The organism is Candidatus Paraluminiphilus aquimaris, assembly GCF_026230195.1.
GTDB classification, from domain to species: Bacteria; Pseudomonadota; Gammaproteobacteria; order Pseudomonadales; family Halieaceae; genus Luminiphilus; species Luminiphilus aquimaris.
The window spans coordinates 445,309-460,597 of record NZ_CP036501.1 but is presented as its reverse complement, the minus strand read 5'-3'; the positions used below and the strand labels follow the sequence as shown (position 1 = coordinate 460,597).

14 protein-coding genes are annotated in these 15,289 nt (G+C 52.7%); 7 read left to right on the top strand and 7 right to left on the bottom strand.

Annotated elements, in window-relative coordinates:
* Nucleotides 1-142 precede the first annotated feature (142 nt).
* Complete coding sequence (locus E0F26_RS01985; RefSeq protein WP_279242373.1) at nt 143-1,210, bottom strand: NAD(P)H-dependent glycerol-3-phosphate dehydrogenase; 1,068 nt, start codon at nt 1,208-1,210, stop codon at nt 143-145.
* An 87-nt stretch (nt 1,211-1,297) separates the two neighbouring features.
* Here E0F26_RS01985 and E0F26_RS01980 point away from each other — a divergent pair, with 87 nt between their 5' ends.
* From E0F26_RS01980 to E0F26_RS01965, 4 genes are all read left to right on the top strand, one after another.
* Nucleotides 1,298-2,701 carry a Na+/H+ antiporter NhaC family protein gene (locus tag E0F26_RS01980; protein WP_279242372.1) on the top strand — a complete coding sequence of 468 codons (1,404 nt, stop codon included), beginning with the start codon at nt 1,298-1,300 and terminating at the stop codon, nt 2,699-2,701.
* A 90-nt stretch (nt 2,702-2,791) separates the two neighbouring features.
* Entirely contained in the window at nt 2,792-4,801 is a 2,010-nt protein-coding gene (locus tag E0F26_RS01975) for a beta-propeller domain-containing protein (RefSeq protein WP_279242371.1), read from the top strand.
* A gap of 57 nt (nt 4,802-4,858) precedes the next feature.
* Nucleotides 4,859-6,319, top strand: a complete 1,461-nt coding sequence (locus E0F26_RS01970; protein ID WP_279242370.1) for a DASS family sodium-coupled anion symporter — start codon at nt 4,859-4,861, stop codon at nt 6,317-6,319.
* 304 nt (nt 6,320-6,623) lie between these two features.
* Nucleotides 6,624-7,379 (top strand): Coq4 family protein, encoded by a 756-nt coding sequence (locus E0F26_RS01965; protein ID WP_279242369.1) that lies wholly within the window; start codon nt 6,624-6,626, stop codon nt 7,377-7,379.
* A 25-nt stretch (nt 7,380-7,404) separates the two neighbouring features.
* Here E0F26_RS01965 and E0F26_RS01960 read toward each other — a convergent pair whose 3' ends face one another.
* Nucleotides 7,405-9,252 carry a DUF885 domain-containing protein gene (locus E0F26_RS01960; protein ID WP_279242368.1) on the bottom strand — a complete coding sequence of 616 codons (1,848 nt, stop codon included), beginning with the start codon at nt 9,250-9,252 and terminating at the stop codon, nt 7,405-7,407.
* A gap of 140 nt (nt 9,253-9,392) precedes the next feature.
* Here E0F26_RS01960 and E0F26_RS01955 point away from each other — a divergent pair, with 140 nt between their 5' ends.
* Entirely contained in the window at nt 9,393-9,995 is a 603-nt protein-coding gene (locus E0F26_RS01955) for an HD domain-containing protein (protein ID WP_279242367.1), read from the top strand.
* A 66-nt stretch (nt 9,996-10,061) separates the two neighbouring features.
* On the top strand, nt 10,062-10,766 hold the full coding sequence (locus E0F26_RS01950) for a PepSY domain-containing protein (protein ID WP_279242366.1): 705 nt from the start codon (nt 10,062-10,064) through the stop codon (nt 10,764-10,766).
* Between the two features lie 254 nt (nt 10,767-11,020).
* On the opposite strand, the gene E0F26_RS01945 is transcribed toward E0F26_RS01950, so the two are convergent.
* Genes E0F26_RS01945 through E0F26_RS01930 form a run of 4 tightly spaced genes read right to left on the bottom strand, consistent with a single transcriptional unit; the run spans nt 11,021 to nt 12,830 of the window.
* A complete protein-coding gene (locus E0F26_RS01945; RefSeq protein ID WP_279242365.1) occupies nt 11,021-11,404 on the bottom strand; it encodes a hypothetical protein in 384 nt (127 codons plus the stop codon).
* Nucleotides 11,401-11,898 carry a heavy-metal-associated domain-containing protein gene (locus tag E0F26_RS01940; RefSeq protein WP_279242364.1) on the bottom strand — a complete coding sequence of 166 codons (498 nt, stop codon included), beginning with the start codon at nt 11,896-11,898 and terminating at the stop codon, nt 11,401-11,403. The genes E0F26_RS01945 and E0F26_RS01940 overlap by 4 nt, the downstream gene beginning before the upstream one ends.
* A 12-nt stretch (nt 11,899-11,910) precedes the next feature.
* The gene (locus tag E0F26_RS01935; protein WP_279242363.1) at nt 11,911-12,531 is read right to left on the bottom strand and encodes a hypothetical protein; all 621 of its coding nucleotides are present in this window, start codon (nt 12,529-12,531) and stop codon (nt 11,911-11,913) included.
* A gap of 26 nt (nt 12,532-12,557) precedes the next feature.
* Nucleotides 12,558-12,830 carry a metal-sensitive transcriptional regulator gene (locus tag E0F26_RS01930; RefSeq protein WP_279242362.1) on the bottom strand — a complete coding sequence of 91 codons (273 nt, stop codon included), beginning with the start codon at nt 12,828-12,830 and terminating at the stop codon, nt 12,558-12,560.
* Between the two features lie 223 nt (nt 12,831-13,053).
* On the opposite strand from E0F26_RS01930, the gene E0F26_RS01925 reads away from it, so the two are divergent.
* Complete coding sequence (locus tag E0F26_RS01925; protein ID WP_279242361.1) at nt 13,054-14,109, top strand: PLP-dependent cysteine synthase family protein; 1,056 nt, start codon at nt 13,054-13,056, stop codon at nt 14,107-14,109.
* 57 nt (nt 14,110-14,166) lie between these two features.
* On the opposite strand, the gene E0F26_RS01920 is transcribed toward E0F26_RS01925, so the two are convergent.
* Nucleotides 14,167-15,276 (bottom strand): acyl-CoA dehydrogenase family protein, encoded by a 1,110-nt coding sequence (locus E0F26_RS01920; protein ID WP_279243243.1) that lies wholly within the window; start codon nt 15,274-15,276, stop codon nt 14,167-14,169.
* Between the last annotated feature and the right edge of the window lie 13 nt (nt 15,277-15,289).

Here is a 15,289-nt window from a genome sequence, read left to right as displayed (position 1 = left end):
TTGGCTTCTGCCCGTGGGACTTGTGCTGCAGGCGGTCAGAAGACAGATTAAAAACGATCCGGCTGTAATTTTAAAAAGGCGCATAGGTTGAAAGCGTTTAGCAGGTGGCAACCAAAGGGTCGTTATAAGCCATGAAATATCCTTAGCCGGGCGCAGACTCAGCGCCAGCAACGACACGAAGCAGGCCGCGATAGACGCGAGTTGCATCAGCCTGACCCTCGAGGATTCGATGAATCTCAGCACAAATCGGCACTTCGACATCGAGCTTTTTAGCAAGTGACACAACAGTCGGTGCACTTTTCACACCCTCCGCCACCATGTTCATAGCACTGGTAATATCTTCGACCGACTTCCCTTTTGCCAATTCTAAACCAACGTGGCGATTTCGGCTCTGCGGGCTGTTACAGGTAGCGATCATATCGCCCATTCCTGCGAGACCTGCAAAGGTTTCTGGCCGCCCGCCCATCGCGGTACCTAATCGAGTAACCTCAGCCAAGCCTCGGGTGATTAATGCCGCTCGCGTGTTATCGCCAGCGCCAAGACCGTCTCCGAGTCCCACCGCAATGGCAATGATGTTTTTGAGAATTCCCCCGAGTTCACAGCCAATGACGTCACTGTTGTGGTAGGTCCGAAAAAGTCCAACGTTCAATAACGGCTGCAACCATTGAGCAGAGGGGTCGTCTAGCGCCAACACACTCGCGGCCGCTTTACCCTCGAGGATCTCTTTTGCGAGGTTGGGTCCTGTGATGACGCCAATGGGGTGATGAGGACAGTATTCCTTGATGACCTCGGTCATGCGCTTTTGGGTGCTCGCCTCAAGCCCCTTGGTCATGCTAACGAGAGGTATATTTGCGGGCACTAGCGGCGCAACGCGCTCAAAGACCCCTCTGAACGTATGCGAGGGTATGGCAACAAGCACGGCATGAGAATCGGTCAATGCCTCACTGAGGTCCGTGGTAGCAACAAGGAGCGGATTGAGTTCTAGGTCTTTTAAGTACCGCTGATGTGTATGCGCACCATTTATCTCGTCAACAACAGCCTCATCACGCGCCCAAAGCGTTACGTTCGCATTCCGGCTGATCAATGACGCAAGCGTTGTACCCCAGGAGCCACCGCCTATAACGGCGATGCGGGTTTGACTGTTTTTTGGTGTGTTCAGGGTGTGTACCTGCGCGTCGATGTTACCTGACGCGCGAGGATGGAGGTTCACATCAAAAAACTCAAGCTAAGGTGAATTTTTACGCTCGTGCCATGTAGACTCATTCGGGATCAATTTCTGAGTGAGGCTTTGGGGGTAATGGAATACGGAATTGTCAGCTTGCTGCCAACAGCGCTGGTTCTCGTGTTGGCGATAAAAACACGGCGTACGCTCGAGTCCGTCCTTGCTGGCGCTATTTTTGCCTTTCTCATTATGGATGGTGTGGGTTTTGTACAGACCCTTGCTGAAGTCTCCCTATCCGTGCTCCGAGATGAAGACATCGCTTGGATTATTTTGGTTTGCGCACTTTATGGCGTTTTCATTGCGCTTCTTGTTCGAAGCGGTGGCTCAATGGCCTTTGGCCAGTTATTGCTCGCTCGACTTCAAAATAAGCGGCAGGGCCTCCTGACAACTTGGGTGCTAGGTCTGGTGATCTTTCTCGATGATTACCTGAACTCTCTTACAGTGGGTGCGACCATGAAAGCGGTGACCGACCGTTTCAAGACCTCTCGCGCTATGCTCGCGTACGTGGTTGATTCAACCGCGGCACCTCTGTGTCTCTTGATACCCATATCGAGTTGGGGCGCCTACTTTGCGGGCCTTTTGGAGAAAAATGCAGTCGCTGCCGATGGGCAGGGATTGAATTTGTTCATCGAGTCTATTCCCTATATGTTTTACCCCATCATCGCCGTGCTTGTAGTGCCGTTAGTGGTAATCGGTGTCATTCCTCGTCTTGGTGCTATGGCCAAAGCGGAAGCGCTTGCCGAGGAAACTGGCGAGTTGGGTATCTCCGAAGATCCTTCAAATGAAATGGAATTTGGGTCAGGAGGAGCGGGAACTTTCTTTATTCCCATTGCAGCGCTCCTCTACTTCACTATCGTTCCTGTATTTTCGTTGTCTTACGATGTAGATCTGCTGCGCGGTGTGATCGCTGGAATCATCGTGACCGTTGTCTATTACGCGTCATTAAGAATCATGCCGCTGTCTGAGCTTTTCGATACCTGCACTAACGGCATCAAAATTATGGTGCCGGTGTTGGCAATGTTACTTGCGCTTTTTGTGTTCGTAGAAGCAAACGATCGGATTGGACTTACCGATTTTGTGATTCAAGCGGTGAAGCCTTTCATGACGGCAACATGGCTGCCCGTGATCATTTTCATCACCATGTCTGCTGTCTCTTTTGCAACAGGATCGAACTGGGGTGTCATCGCGATTGCCATGCCCGTCGCTTTCCCGTTGGCTGAGGCATACGGTGTAAGTATCCCGCTGGTGATCGGTGCATTGCTATCCGCCAGTGGCTTCGGAAGTCACGCTTGCTTTTATTCAGACTCGACGGTGTTGTCGGCACAAGGCGCAGGCTGTGATACCTATCAACATGCAATTACCCAGCTTCCCTACGCTATTTTATCTGCAAGTATCGCTGCAATATGCTTTTTTGTTGCGCCAGAGGTGGTTGAGTCTGTGGCGGCCTTTTTTGAGTGGTTTGGTTCGACGGCTCTTTAAGCGTGGGTAGTTTCGTTTTTGTGAGTGGCGAGCTGATCCTGGCGCTCGACCTGATGGCTAAGCCATTAAGAAATATTGGAGAAATTTAAAGTGCGGATCTCTAGGTTATTGATGGGTTTGTTGGTCTTGCCTTTAGCCACAGCCTGTGGCGGCGGAGGCGGTGGACCCAGCAGTACACCACCACCTGTCGTTGTTGCGCCGCCACCACCACCCGACCCTACTGGACTGTGGGTCAACAGCGAGACTGACGGTGCAACCGAGGGCGCAGGTCTAGCCGATTACACGGCAAAACTGACCCGCATTGGGATGACTCGAAGCGCTACGGGTGGACCGGTTTTCGAGGCTGCACCGGTTGCTGACACATCGGCTGGAGGCAGCGGCTTCTCAACGACTTACACCTTAGAGGCTGATGTCGATGAATACGATATCGTCAAATATAACGGCTCAACGCTCGCCGTAGCGCCGAGCCGCAGTGGTTGCTGCTTTGTTGTGGAGCCTCGAATTGCCTCCGATGCGCTACCACCGCCCCAAGAAGGTCAGGGAGAGTCTGAGATAGCGCTTTACCAAACAGATCCCGGTTCCGGTTCGGCAACTGCTGCGGGTATTATCGCTCTCCAGGAGGGCCAGACTGCCGAAGGCATGTACCTATCGGAGTCGCGACTTCAGGTGTTGTTATCGACAGCTTGGTGGGGTGCGTTTGGTGAGCAATTCACCACGTCTGATGGCTGGCTGGACGAGCAGGTATCACTGCTAAATTATGACCTGACAGATGTTGAGAACCCTGTACTGACCAACACAATGACCGTTGAAGGCGCCTTGATTGCGTCTCGTCGTGCGGGTGATGAGATATTTGTTGTCTCGCGCCATGCCCCCAACATCGAAGGCTTAGTGAGCTATCCGCAGACCGAGGAGGAGGTTGCCAATAACGAGGCCCTGCTCGCTGAAACTTCGGAGAGCGATATTCTCCCTGAGGTGCGTATCGATGGCGAGATTATCGAGCCCTTAACGCTCGACAGCTGCTATCGGGTTGACCCTGAACATCCATTGGCTGAGCCTGTACCCAGCGACTCAACGCTGACAACTTTTCTCGCCATTTCCGCTGAGACGGGTGAGGTTTTGCGCGCCGCGTGTACGTTTGAGCCGGTGTCAGGGATTTACATGGGAAGCAGTTTCATTGCCTTGACCCACGTGCGCTGGGACTTAGAACAGCGAGGAACCCTGGTTCATCTTATGGCCCGCGATAGCTTCGACTACTTAGGATCCGAATTGATCGACGGCGACCTATACAGCGGCGGTAATGCAGATTTTCGTATCAGTGAGTCCGGTGGTGTTTTGCGGCTGGTAACCACTGAGTGGACAGGTGACCCTGAAGATGCCTTTACCCATCGCTTATTCACCCTGTCTCCAAGTGACACAGCCCCCGAGCTCGATGTTCTCGGGGTGTTGGGTGATGACCCCCAAGCGCGCATTGGAAAGCCCAATGAAGACCTCTACGGGGTTCGATTCATGGGCAATCGCGCGTATATGGTCACGTTTGAGCGAATCGACCCCCTATACGTCATCGACCTCTCAGACCCCTCCCAGCCTTCAATTGTTGGCGAGCTAGAGGTGCCTGGTTTCTCTGATTTATTGCATGAGGTGTCCGATGATTTGTTGCTTGGTCTGGGCTCAAGCGACCGCTTCTTCCCAAAGCTTGAGCTCTACAATGTTAGCGATGTGACTTCACCGATATCTCAGGGGCTTGTCGAACTGGGTGAAGAAATGGATTGGAGTTACAGTCCTGCTCAATACAACCGCTACGCATTTACCTATCTTGCCGGGAATGAGACCGACCGTCTCACTGTTCCCTACGTGGCGAGTGGGCTTCGAGATGATGAATACCAACATATCGAGAGAATCGCGCTATTTGAAATCACTAACAAAAACGAGCCCGATGCGGCGGCTGTCTTGCCCGTTGGAGAAGTGACGCTAGAACCTAATTCGGTGGATGGCGATACGCGAGTGATCCTCGATAACGAAGCGTTGTATGTTATTTCCCACACGGACCTTTTGGGGGGCTTTTGGTCGAATCCCGAAGCGGTAAGTTCTCTTAGGCGATAGTTGAAACCAGAGTAAAAAACCAGTGATCAGATTTCTTCCTAAAATCAGGAAACTGTGGTGACAACGGATCGTGAACGCTCCGTAATAAAACAGGTTGGTCTGTGGGCCGGACCGCTCGCTTTTTTTCTGATGTTGCTGACGAGCAGTCTCCAAGAAACGATGTCACGCGAGGCCTGGCTGGTCGCGGGCGTGGGCTTTTGGATGGCGACTTGGTGGTCGACCGAGGCAATTCCCGTCGCGGCAACGGCGTTTATCCCGTTGGTGAGCTTCCCGCTATTACAGGTTATGCCGGTGAAAGCAGTGGCTCAGAGCTACGCTCATCCGACTATTTTCTTATTTATGGGCGCATTCGTACTGGCGCTAGCGGTTGAAAAGTGGTCCTTGCACCGCAGAATAGCATTAAGTGTCTTGTCGAAAAGTGGGACGGACGGACGGAAGCTGATTCTTGGCTTCATGGTCGCTGCTGCCTTGCTCTCGATGTGGATGACTAATACGTCAACGGCGATGATGCTGCTTCCCATTGCCGCGTCCGTGGCGGCTATGGTGGCTGAAAAAGCGGTCGGCGTCAGTGTTGAAGAAAAACGACGATTTCAGGTAGCGCTGTTATTGGCGCTCGCATACGCAACCACCATCGGGGGTATGTCGACCATCATTGGGACGCCACCCAATGTAATGCTGGCTGGTTTTATTGACGAAACCTATGGCCTCCAGATCGCCTTTTTCGACTGGATGCTCATCGGGTTGCCTTTAGCGCTCGTGCTGCTCCCGCTCGGCTGGGTTGTCCTAACGCGAGTCGCCTTTCGTGTCGACGTACCAGCCAGTCCTGAGGCAGCCCATGTCATCTCAGGTATGCGTCGAGAGATGGGAGCGATGACAAGCCCTGAGCGACGGGTTGGGCTTCTTTTCCTCAGTGTCGTTTTGCTCTGGATGTCGAGGAAGTGGCTCAATGATGTGTCAGGATTTGAGGGTCTAAGTGACGCAGGCATTGTTATGGCAGCCGCACTTTTGTTATTCGTCGTACCGTCAAAGAAAGGATATGCAACTCGCTTAATGGAATGGGAGGACGTCTCGCGCTTACCCTGGGGTGTCTTGATTCTCTTCGGAGGTGGATTAGCACTTGCTGCGCAGGTGTCCAGCTCTGGGCTGGCAGTATGGCTCGGTGAATCTTTACTACCTGTGGCCAATTTGGGCACGTTGACTCTCATCGTGGCGGCTGCAGGTTTGGTCGTTTTCCTTACCGAACTCACCAGTAACTTGGCAACAACAGCGACGTTTTTACCCGTCATTGCTGCTATCGCCGCGCAGTCTGGGATAGAGCCACTGATTCTCTGCGTGCCGGTGACATTAGCGGCTAGCTGCGCCTTCATGTTGCCTGTCGCCACGCCACCGAATGCCATTGTTTTCTCCTCGGGCGTTTTAACTATCCCGGAAATGGTGCGTGCCGGATTCGTCATGAACCTTGTAGCGCTCGTGGTGCTTACACTGCTGGCTACGCTTGCAGTGCCATTGGTTTTTTAATTCTTTGATGGGCTTGGCTTTTGCTCGATATTACGAAGAACGACCCAATTTTTCCCTGCATATGGATTTTGACGGGACACACCCCAACCTGCTCGGAACCATGCTTGGGGCCTATGTCACCTTTTTAACGCTGTAGGGTGAGCCTACGAGTACGCTGGACTACGATTATTTCGGAAGGATCAGCGCAATGGACGTTGCGTATCTTCAGCGCATTGCTAAGGAAACAATGGCCGATTTTGCACTAGGGAGTAGTGATTAGGTTTTGTTAGCATAAGGTTAACATTCGCCTATTTGGAGGCACGCTATGCTGAATTCGTTAAGACAGTGGTATGAGCAAAATCGCATTAAGCCGATACAGGCTGGGCTCGCGATTTCTCGGCTATTGCGTGACCCCGACGATACGAGCCAGGTATTTAAGGTGCTCGAGGCCCTTCGAGGTGACTCGCTGAGCAGAGCTCTGAGCCGTATGAGCAGCGATGAGCGTGGCCAACGACTGCTCGAAGAGCAGCCCAACATTGTCAAAGTCTTGAACGATCGAGACATGCTCGCGTCGCTTCCTGAGGGCAGTATCGGACGGGCCTATTACGACTTTGTCCATGCTGAGGGCTTGTCCGCGGACGGCCTGATTGCATCCAGCCATGAGGCGCCTCGATTCGAGAAGATTGGGCAGAATCTGCGCTGGCTGGGTGATCGACTTCGGGATATCCATGATTTGCAGCATGTGATGACGGGTTACGGACGAGATACCTTGGGCGAGTTGTGTCTACTGTCATTCATGACATCCCAGGTTCCCTCTCGCGGCATCGACTTCATCATTTTCATGGGCCGTACAAAAGGCCAAAAAGAGCAGCCCGAGCTGAACCTGAAAGAGTTGATCGGTGAAGGTCGACAAATTGGTGAGGCAGCTGACTGGATGCTATTCACCTGTTGGGAGGATCGTCTCCATGAACCGCTCGATAAGGTGAGGGAAGAGCTCGGCTTCATTCCGCCTGCGAAATATCGGGCAGCACTCGAGGCGCTCGAGGGATCGCAGATGATCCGGACCCAGGCGGCTGCCTGAGACCAGATCTTAAGGCACGCTATATTCAGCTTGCTTTAACGGTTTCAATCCACTGCATGACCCGTCGCTCTAACAGGTGGAGTGGCAGGGACCCCGCACCCAGAATTGTGTCGTGGAAGCTTCGAATGTCGAAGTCGTCGCCTAACGCTTCTATGGCGGTTGCTCGTAGCTCTAAAATCTTGATCATGCCAATCTTGTAAGAAGTCGCTTGCCCGGGCATGACAATATAGCGACGCACTTCCGAACGCACGCTCTCGTAAGGCTCTGGTGAGTTGGCCATGAAGTAGTCGATCGCTTCTTCCTCGGTCCAGCCCTTTGAGTGCAGGCCGGTATCAACCACCAGACGAATTGCGCGCCAGATTTCACTGCTCAAGCGTCCAAACTGTTGGTAGGCATCAGCGTAAGTGCCGGGCATTTCACTCGCTAGTTTCTCGGAGTACAAGCCCCAGCCCTCAGCGTAGGCAGTAAAACCGAGCTGCGTTTGAAATTGCGGTACGCCCTCGAGTTCTTGTGCGATTGAAATCTGCATATGGTGACCGGGTAAACCCTCGTGGTAAGCAATTACTTCCAGCTGGTTTTTTGGCATGGCGGTCATATCTGAGAGGTGCGCGTAGTAGATACCGGGGCGCGATCCATCGGGTGTTCCCGCATAGTAGTGCTGCGCCGCACCGTCGCGCTCGCGGAAGGCTTCTACCCGCTTCACGATGAGGTCAGCTTTTGGCAGAAGTCCAAAGTACTCCGGGAGCAAGGCTTTTAGATTATCGATAGCCGCCGTTGCGTCGTCGATATAAGCCTGACGTCCCTCGTCGGTATCAGGGTAGTAATTCCACTCGCCGGTTCGTACCTCTTCAAAGAACGCTTGGAGGTCTCCCTCGAACTCGACTTGGTCCATGATACCAAGCATCTCGTTTCGCAAACGCGCGACCTCGTTTAGGCCGATAATGTGGATCTCATCAGCACTCAAATCGGTCGTTGTCTGCTGCGCGAGTAGGTGCGCGTAATACTCATCGCCACCCTCTTGCGCTCCGATTCCCGTCGCAACTTCAGGCGATGAGAGGCGCTCCTCTTCCGTCCAGGCGATGATGGCTTCATAAGCCGGACCAAACGATGAGAGGAGGGCGTCTCGTGCTTCCGTTTGCAGTGCACTGGCTTCTTCTTCGGTGAGTAAATCACTCTCCAGTAGCCCAGCTATTTTTCTTTGGACGTCTGCCCAAATTGCACTGTCGGTGTCCGCTTCAGCATCAAAAGGCTGGCCTGAAATGATTTTTCGTGACTGGTCGGCAACACCTTCCATGGCAAAGTAGGGAACCACCACACCACGCTCTGATGATTCTCGAGCGATATCCAAGGCATCCATCATCCGTGGCTTGACGAGATTCAAGCGCGCCACCAGTGCTTCGAAATCCGAGACGCTCTCCACGGTGTGGAAGTTGATGAAGAAAGTGGGTACGAACGAGTGCAGGCCGTTCATTTGGTCGAAAACGAGGCCGTTGTAAAAGTAAGCCTCGCTCGCGGCTGATTGTTCATAGCTGTACTTCCAGAGATCGTAGGACAACTGTTCGGATTCTGTGAGGTCGGCTCGGTCAAATCGGCTCTCCATTTCGGTTACGGATGCTTCCTGCCACGCGAGGTCTTCTTTGTAGGACGCGAGGGTGAATTCGTCCAACTCGTCTTTACGTTCACTGCGACCGAGATAAGTAAGGTTCATGGGCGAGCGCATCAGCTGCTCTTCGTACTCTGCATCTAGCCACTCAGTCAGTGACATAGGTACATCTTGCTCAGCTGCCTGCTCGCTAGAGCATCCAGCGAGACCTGCAATGAAAATGAGAACTAGGGTTGTGATCTTAAAGAGTTGCTTCGGCAAGAAAGACATGAAGTGTTCGCCTTGAGGTAATCATTAATTGAGATCGTTTTCGCAAGAATGGTGCGAAACGCGACAATGCGCGCTAATCTATCACCAATACATACGATTTGAAGTCTTTCAACGCGACACTGACGAAGCGGAGAAAAAAAATGAATACAGCGGTACCTGAACGCGCAAAGTTCTACCACATGAAAGATGGCACTGCAGACGATTGGATGATCATTGGTGCCGAAGTGCAGGAGTTTTCGAAAACTCTGTACCAACGGATCATCGATCATTTATTACTGCTCGAGGGTGACTGCGGTGGGTTTCCTGTGGATCGTCTGACACACTGCTTGCAGACAGCTACATTGGCTCATAAAGATGGTAAAGACGAGGAGTATGTTGTCTGCGCTTTATTGCATGATATTGGCGATACTCTGGGCCCAGCAAATCACGCCGATATTGCGGCCGTGTTGCTCCAGCCCTACGTGAGTGAAGCGAACCATTGGATGGTTAAACATCACGCAATTTTCCAGGGCTATTACTTCTTTGAGTACCTTGGCCTCGACAAGAATATGCGTGAGACCTACAAGGATCACCCGATGTACGAGCAGACGCTCGAGTTCATCGAAAAGTACGATGCGCCGGCTTTTGACCCCGAAGCAGAGGCTTACCCACTGTCTTTCTTTGAGCCTATGATTCAGCGTGTGTTTGAGAAGCCCAAACAATCGCTCTACAAGTCTGACACTTCAACAGCTTTTCAAGACTAATAGAGTGTCAGCGGTATTATAGGGAGCTTCGAGCTCCCTTCCTTTTATTTGATGCCCAATTCAAACATGAACCTCAAGTCCAATTCTCTTGCATGGCAGCGTCGTCTTCGGGTTTGGCACCGGCGGCTGGCCATTATTACGGCGGTGCAGCTGTTGCTTTGGACTGTCAGCGGCGTTTATTTCGCCTTTATTGATATCAAGGAGGTTCGTGGCGAGCCACATCGTCTTGCGCTGCCGACTCAAGCGATCGATTTATCTCAATTCGATTTCCCCACCAAGGCGACTTCGCAATTAACGGTCAAGCCGAGACTTAAAGGCGAGCTAATAGTCGGGGTTGTTGATGGTAAAACAGGAACGACTAACTGGCTTACACCAAAGGGTTTGCCGGTAGAGCCGCTCACCTCACAAGAAGCAATATCAATGGTCTGGGATAAGACCGATATTGCCGCAGATGTCACCGAATGGGTAACCACAGCATCGGAAGCAGCGGAGTATCGGGGCCGGCAGCTACCCTTGTGGCGCGCTTATGATGTCGATGAGCCTTCGTTGAGAGTTTATGTTGACCCCCGATCTGGCGATATTGTGGCGATCAGAAATACCGCATGGCGAGCCTGGGATTTTCTCTGGATGCTCCACATCATGGATTACGACGATCGTGATGATATTGGCACCTGGCTACTCAAGCTGTTCTCTCTGCTCGCTTTATTGACCGCAATTGCCGGTATTGTGCTTTATGCTTTGATTCCAGGGCGGGCTAAGTCAAAAGCTTAGGTTTCGCTGAGTTTTTTGCTTTCCGGCTTATCTACTCTTTCCTGCGGTCTTTATTGCGTTTTTTGCTGAGGCGCGCAAAGCCGAGTCCAAGCGTTTGCAGGGAATTTCCCACGCTGATATCGATCCTCAGACTGATATTTTCTTAAACCCACTCGCGCCCGAGCTGCACCATTTCTGAGAGTCGTTACTTGAGACTAGGCGCCTTAGGCATGAGCATTCGCAGACCCTGACGTTTGAGGGGTTACGGTGTGTGATTAAAGGTAGATAACGGGCCAGAGATAGGCAAAGAAGACTCCCGTGGCATACAGGCTGGAGGAGCCGATAAGTATCCGGCGGCTGAGGGCTCGAAGCGCGTTGCATGCTGCTGCCTGCTCAGGGTCCGCAGGGCAGGGGGCGTTTCTCGCTCGCCACTGCATAAAGGCAGAGGCGCTCAGCAGCACCCCTGACGCAATAAAAAGAGGGCCTTTATTTGCTGACAGCCACATGACCCCTGGAACCGCTGCGGTGAGGCCCGCCATTACGGCGCCCGCCCCAATGGTAATCAGCAGAGCGGGAAGCGCGCAGCAAACGAGCGTCGATGTGCTTGCAAATAAGGACAGGGTCGGGCCAATGAGGGATCTGCGATCGATCGGATTCATCCGCCAAGCGCCTCGCTATTGCGTCGGATGGCCGCAATTCGATAGCCCGCTTTCTTTGCAAGCTTTTCAATTTGCTTATCCGATAACGCCGCGCCCTCACCGATAACCAGACTCAGGGTTTTCTTGTCCAAGTCGACGTAGACGGCCGCGACCTCATCGCGCTTACCAAAGGTTTTATTCATGGCCGTGGCGCAAAAGTCACAAACAACACCAAGTACATCGACAACAACGGGTGCGCCACCAGCGGCAAGTGCTGCGGTGACCTCGTCAGTTTGGGTAATGGTTGCTGCCACCTTCATCGCACCATGATCGTGTCCCTCCTGGGCGCTATCCTGATGCTCATGCGTGTGGGCATGTCCGTGGTCGTGATCATCGTGCTGCATGCCAGACATAGCGTGATGATCCGGTCCCTCGTTGCTGTGGTCAGCGAGTGTCGTCATCGGTGAGGCCAGTGCAGCTGCCAGGGTCAAAGTTTTAAAAAATGCCGTGTTCATAGAAGCGCTCCTCTAAAAGCGGTAAGTGAAATTCAAAAGGGGCTTTGAATTGTTGAGGTTATAACCAAGCTCTAACAAAGCCGGACCTTTGAAAAAACGAATGAGTGGCGTAACGGTAGTGGTTTCCTCGAGATGTTCTCGTCGATCGATTTCGACCATGAGCCAAGTGTGCAGGTCGCCTGTGTCTCCCTCATAAGGTGCCCACCCAACACGAGCTGCATGCATGGTTTGATTTCCTAGTCGTCCCAGATCAGCCGCACGCATTTCATAGCTTGCGAATAGAGAGCGTGTCTCCCAGTCAGCCATGACCCCTGCGAAACTCGCTGTTTCTGTTATCGAGCTCTGGCCGCGTGTTCGCTCGGCGCGGCCAATGCCACCGGTGAGATAGAGATTGGCTTGGTAATCTTTTCCAAACCAACGTTTTGCAAGGTAAGTGGGCTGAATTACTTGCATCCGGATATCGGTGCCTCGCATCCACTCGTAACGCGCACCGACGGAATAGTTGTAGGCGGGCGTGTAATGAAGCAGTGCCGCACTCGAGGCGCGATTTGAGGTTTCTATAAGCGTCCAACCTCCGGCATAGGAAACTGGGCGTGCGAAAGCCGGGGTGCTCATTGAGAGAGCGAGCAGCATTATCACCACCCACTCAAAAAAAGGTCTCACTTTTTTCCTCTCATCACATTGATGAGCTCATCGATCTTGGCTTCGCGCTCGCTCAGATTATCTCCCTCCAGTGCATGCTGAACACACGTGGCGATATGGTCATCCAAGATTATCGACTCGAGGCTGGATAACGCGGCACGCGCGGCCTGAACCTGTCGGGCAACATCAATGCAATATCGGTCTTCGCCTACCATCCTGCGTAGCGCCTTAACCTGACCTTCAATACGGGCCAGTCTCCGGTCGACGTTTTCTCTCGTTTCTTTTTTCATCACTCTCCTCCACGAAGGGCAGAAGATACCCCCCTGGGGTATGATGTGTCAAATACCCCAGGGGGGTATGGATCGGTGCGGAGTAAACGAAGGGCTTGAGTCTCAGCGTTGTGTTGCTGCATTGAGCGTGGCAACGTTGAGGGTACGGTGAAGCAAAGACAATTGGCGATGCGTGATGGCGGTATTACCGTTATGCGTAAGCCGTAACAACGGGAGCTTTCTTATGACTATTTACTCGACCAACGGACGGGGCACGCTTTACAACAGTATTGTCGAGACGGTGGGCGACACGCCTTGCGTACGGCTGAGTCGCACAGGGCCCTCTCATGTCAGCCTTTATGTGAAAGTGGAGTCATTCAACCCACTGGCTTCTGTAAAAGACCGGCTCGCACTGAATATTATCGAGGCGGCTGAGCGAGATGGCACATTAAAGCCTGGCCAAACTGTGGTTGAGGCTACGTCGGGTAATACAGGTATTGGACTTGCGATGGTATGCGCGGCAAAAGGCTATCCGCTAGTCATCACCATGGCGGAGAGTTTTTCGGTAGAGCGCCGAAGACTTATGCGTTTTCTGGGTGCCAAAGTTGTGTTGACGCCTAAAGAAGAGCGCGGCATCGGCATGTACAACACAGCAAAGAAACTCGCTCAGGAAAACGGATGGTTTTTTGCGCAACAATTTGAAAACGCGGCCAACGCCGATATTCACGAGTCAACAACAGCGCGTGAAATTCTGACCGATTTTGAAAACACATCACTCGATTATTGGGTAACGGGATACGGTACCGGAGGCACGGTCACCGGCGTAGCCCGCGCGCTGAGAGCCGAGAGACCCGACTGCAAGATTGTTTTATCTGAGCCCAATAATGCGACCCTTATCGGGTCAGGTATCCCACAGGTTCGCAACGACGATGATTCTCCCGCAGGAAGTCACCCTGCGTGGGAGCCGCATGTGATTCAAGGATGGACGCCTGATTTTATTCCAAAGGTGCTCCAAGAAGGGATCGATCATTCGTTCTTCGACGAGGTTAGGCCCGTCGATGGTATGAAAGGGATGGCTATGGCGCAGCATTTGGCGGCCAATGAGGGGATTTTGACCGGTGTTTCTGGTGGGTCCACCCTACTTACCGCAATAGAGGTTGCCGAGAGCGCACCCGAGGGCTCGACTATTTTGGCGATGCTACCCGATACCGCTGAGCGCTACCTATCGACACCCCTATTCGAGTCGATTCCCGCTGAGATGGATGAGGAAGAGCAAGCGTTGTTTACTTCGACGAGGTAAGTCAAAAAGACAAAAAAAACCCGCGCTCAGCGCGGGTCTTAAACCTCGGGTGTTACCTCAGTAGCCTCTGAGCTCTGCGAAGCGGTTTGCGTGGAAGTGGTAGTCGCCATAGGCCTGCCGGCAGACCGCTGCTCGCTTCATAAAGAACCCAATGTCGAACTCATCAGTCATACCAATGCCACCGTGCATCTGAACGCCTTCCTCTGTCGCGTTACGCACAACCTTTGCGCATTTCGCCTTAGCCATGCTGGCCAGTACAGAACGTTTTTCACTGTTTTCATCGAGCGCCTGCAAGGCTGCAAGCACCGCTGACTTGCTGACCTCAATCTCGGCAAAAAGTTGTGCAGCTCTATGCTGAAGCCCCTGAAACGTCCCAATTTTGTTGCCGAATTGTTCCCGCTCTTTTAGGTAGCCCACGGTACGCTCGAAGGTTTCAATCGAAATGCCCAGCATCTCCGCCGCAGAGCAAGCTGCGGCTACGTCGATTGTGAACTCCAGTGCGCTCGAGGCGTCGCCCAATGAGCCAAGCAGTGCCTCTTTTGTTACAGCGACAGCCTCAAGTGAGATATCGGCCGCTCTTTGGCTGTCGACAATGAGTCGGGTTTCGCACGAGACACCCGCGGTGTCTTTTTCGATCGCGAAAACACTCATACCCTCTTCGCCGTTCGTTACAACGAGCAGTAAATCTGCATTGTGCCCGTCAATCACGCCCCGCTTATTGCCCGATAAGGTATAGCCGTTGTCGGTAGACGTCGCCGAAGTCGATATATCGTCAAGATCGAAAAACCCGGTTTCATCTGCCGCCAACACAGCCGTTAACTCGCCAGAGGCAATGCCGGGTAAGTATTTTTCCTTTTGTTGCTCAGACCCGAGTTGGTTAATCAGACTTGCTGCAACGACTGCTGAGCTCAAGAACGGGGATAATGCCAAGGTGCGGCCCATCTCCTCGAGAACCACACCGGCACCAACATAACCAAATTCGAGGCCCGAATAGGCGTCGGGGATGACAATACCAGGCCACCCAGCCTCGCTCATTTTTGACCATAGTTCCGGCATGTGGTCTTCGCCGCTATCGCGCATAGCACGTAACGCTGAAATCGGTGCGTTCTCAGAGAGCAACAGTTTTGCCGAATCTTTGAGAAGCTGTTGCTCCTCGCTCAAAATCATTACCACGGTTTAT

Excerpts from the sequence above, each read along its gene's own strand:
- E0F26_RS01980 (WP_279242372.1), top strand. The coding sequence starts at position 1,298 with ATGGAATACGGAATTGTCAGCTTGCTGCCAACAGCGCTGGTTCTCGTG.
- E0F26_RS01965 (WP_279242369.1), top strand. The coding sequence starts at position 6,624 with ATGCTGAATTCGTTAAGACAGTGGTATGAGCAAAATCGCATTAAGCCG.
- E0F26_RS01960 (WP_279242368.1), bottom strand. The coding sequence starts at position 9,252 with ATGTCTTTCTTGCCGAAGCAACTCTTTAAGATCACAACCCTAGTTCTC.
- E0F26_RS01955 (WP_279242367.1), top strand. The coding sequence starts at position 9,393 with ATGAATACAGCGGTACCTGAACGCGCAAAGTTCTACCACATGAAAGAT.
- E0F26_RS01950 (WP_279242366.1), top strand. The coding sequence starts at position 10,062 with ATGAACCTCAAGTCCAATTCTCTTGCATGGCAGCGTCGTCTTCGGGTT.
- E0F26_RS01945 (WP_279242365.1), bottom strand. The coding sequence starts at position 11,404 with ATGAATCCGATCGATCGCAGATCCCTCATTGGCCCGACCCTGTCCTTA.
- E0F26_RS01940 (WP_279242364.1), bottom strand. The coding sequence starts at position 11,898 with ATGAACACGGCATTTTTTAAAACTTTGACCCTGGCAGCTGCACTGGCC.
- E0F26_RS01935 (WP_279242363.1), bottom strand. The coding sequence starts at position 12,531 with ATGCTGCTCGCTCTCTCAATGAGCACCCCGGCTTTCGCACGCCCAGTT.
- E0F26_RS01930 (WP_279242362.1), bottom strand. The coding sequence starts at position 12,830 with ATGAAAAAAGAAACGAGAGAAAACGTCGACCGGAGACTGGCCCGTATT.
- E0F26_RS01925 (WP_279242361.1), top strand. The coding sequence starts at position 13,054 with ATGACTATTTACTCGACCAACGGACGGGGCACGCTTTACAACAGTATT.
- E0F26_RS01920 (WP_279243243.1), bottom strand. The coding sequence starts at position 15,276 with ATGATTTTGAGCGAGGAGCAACAGCTTCTCAAAGATTCGGCAAAACTG.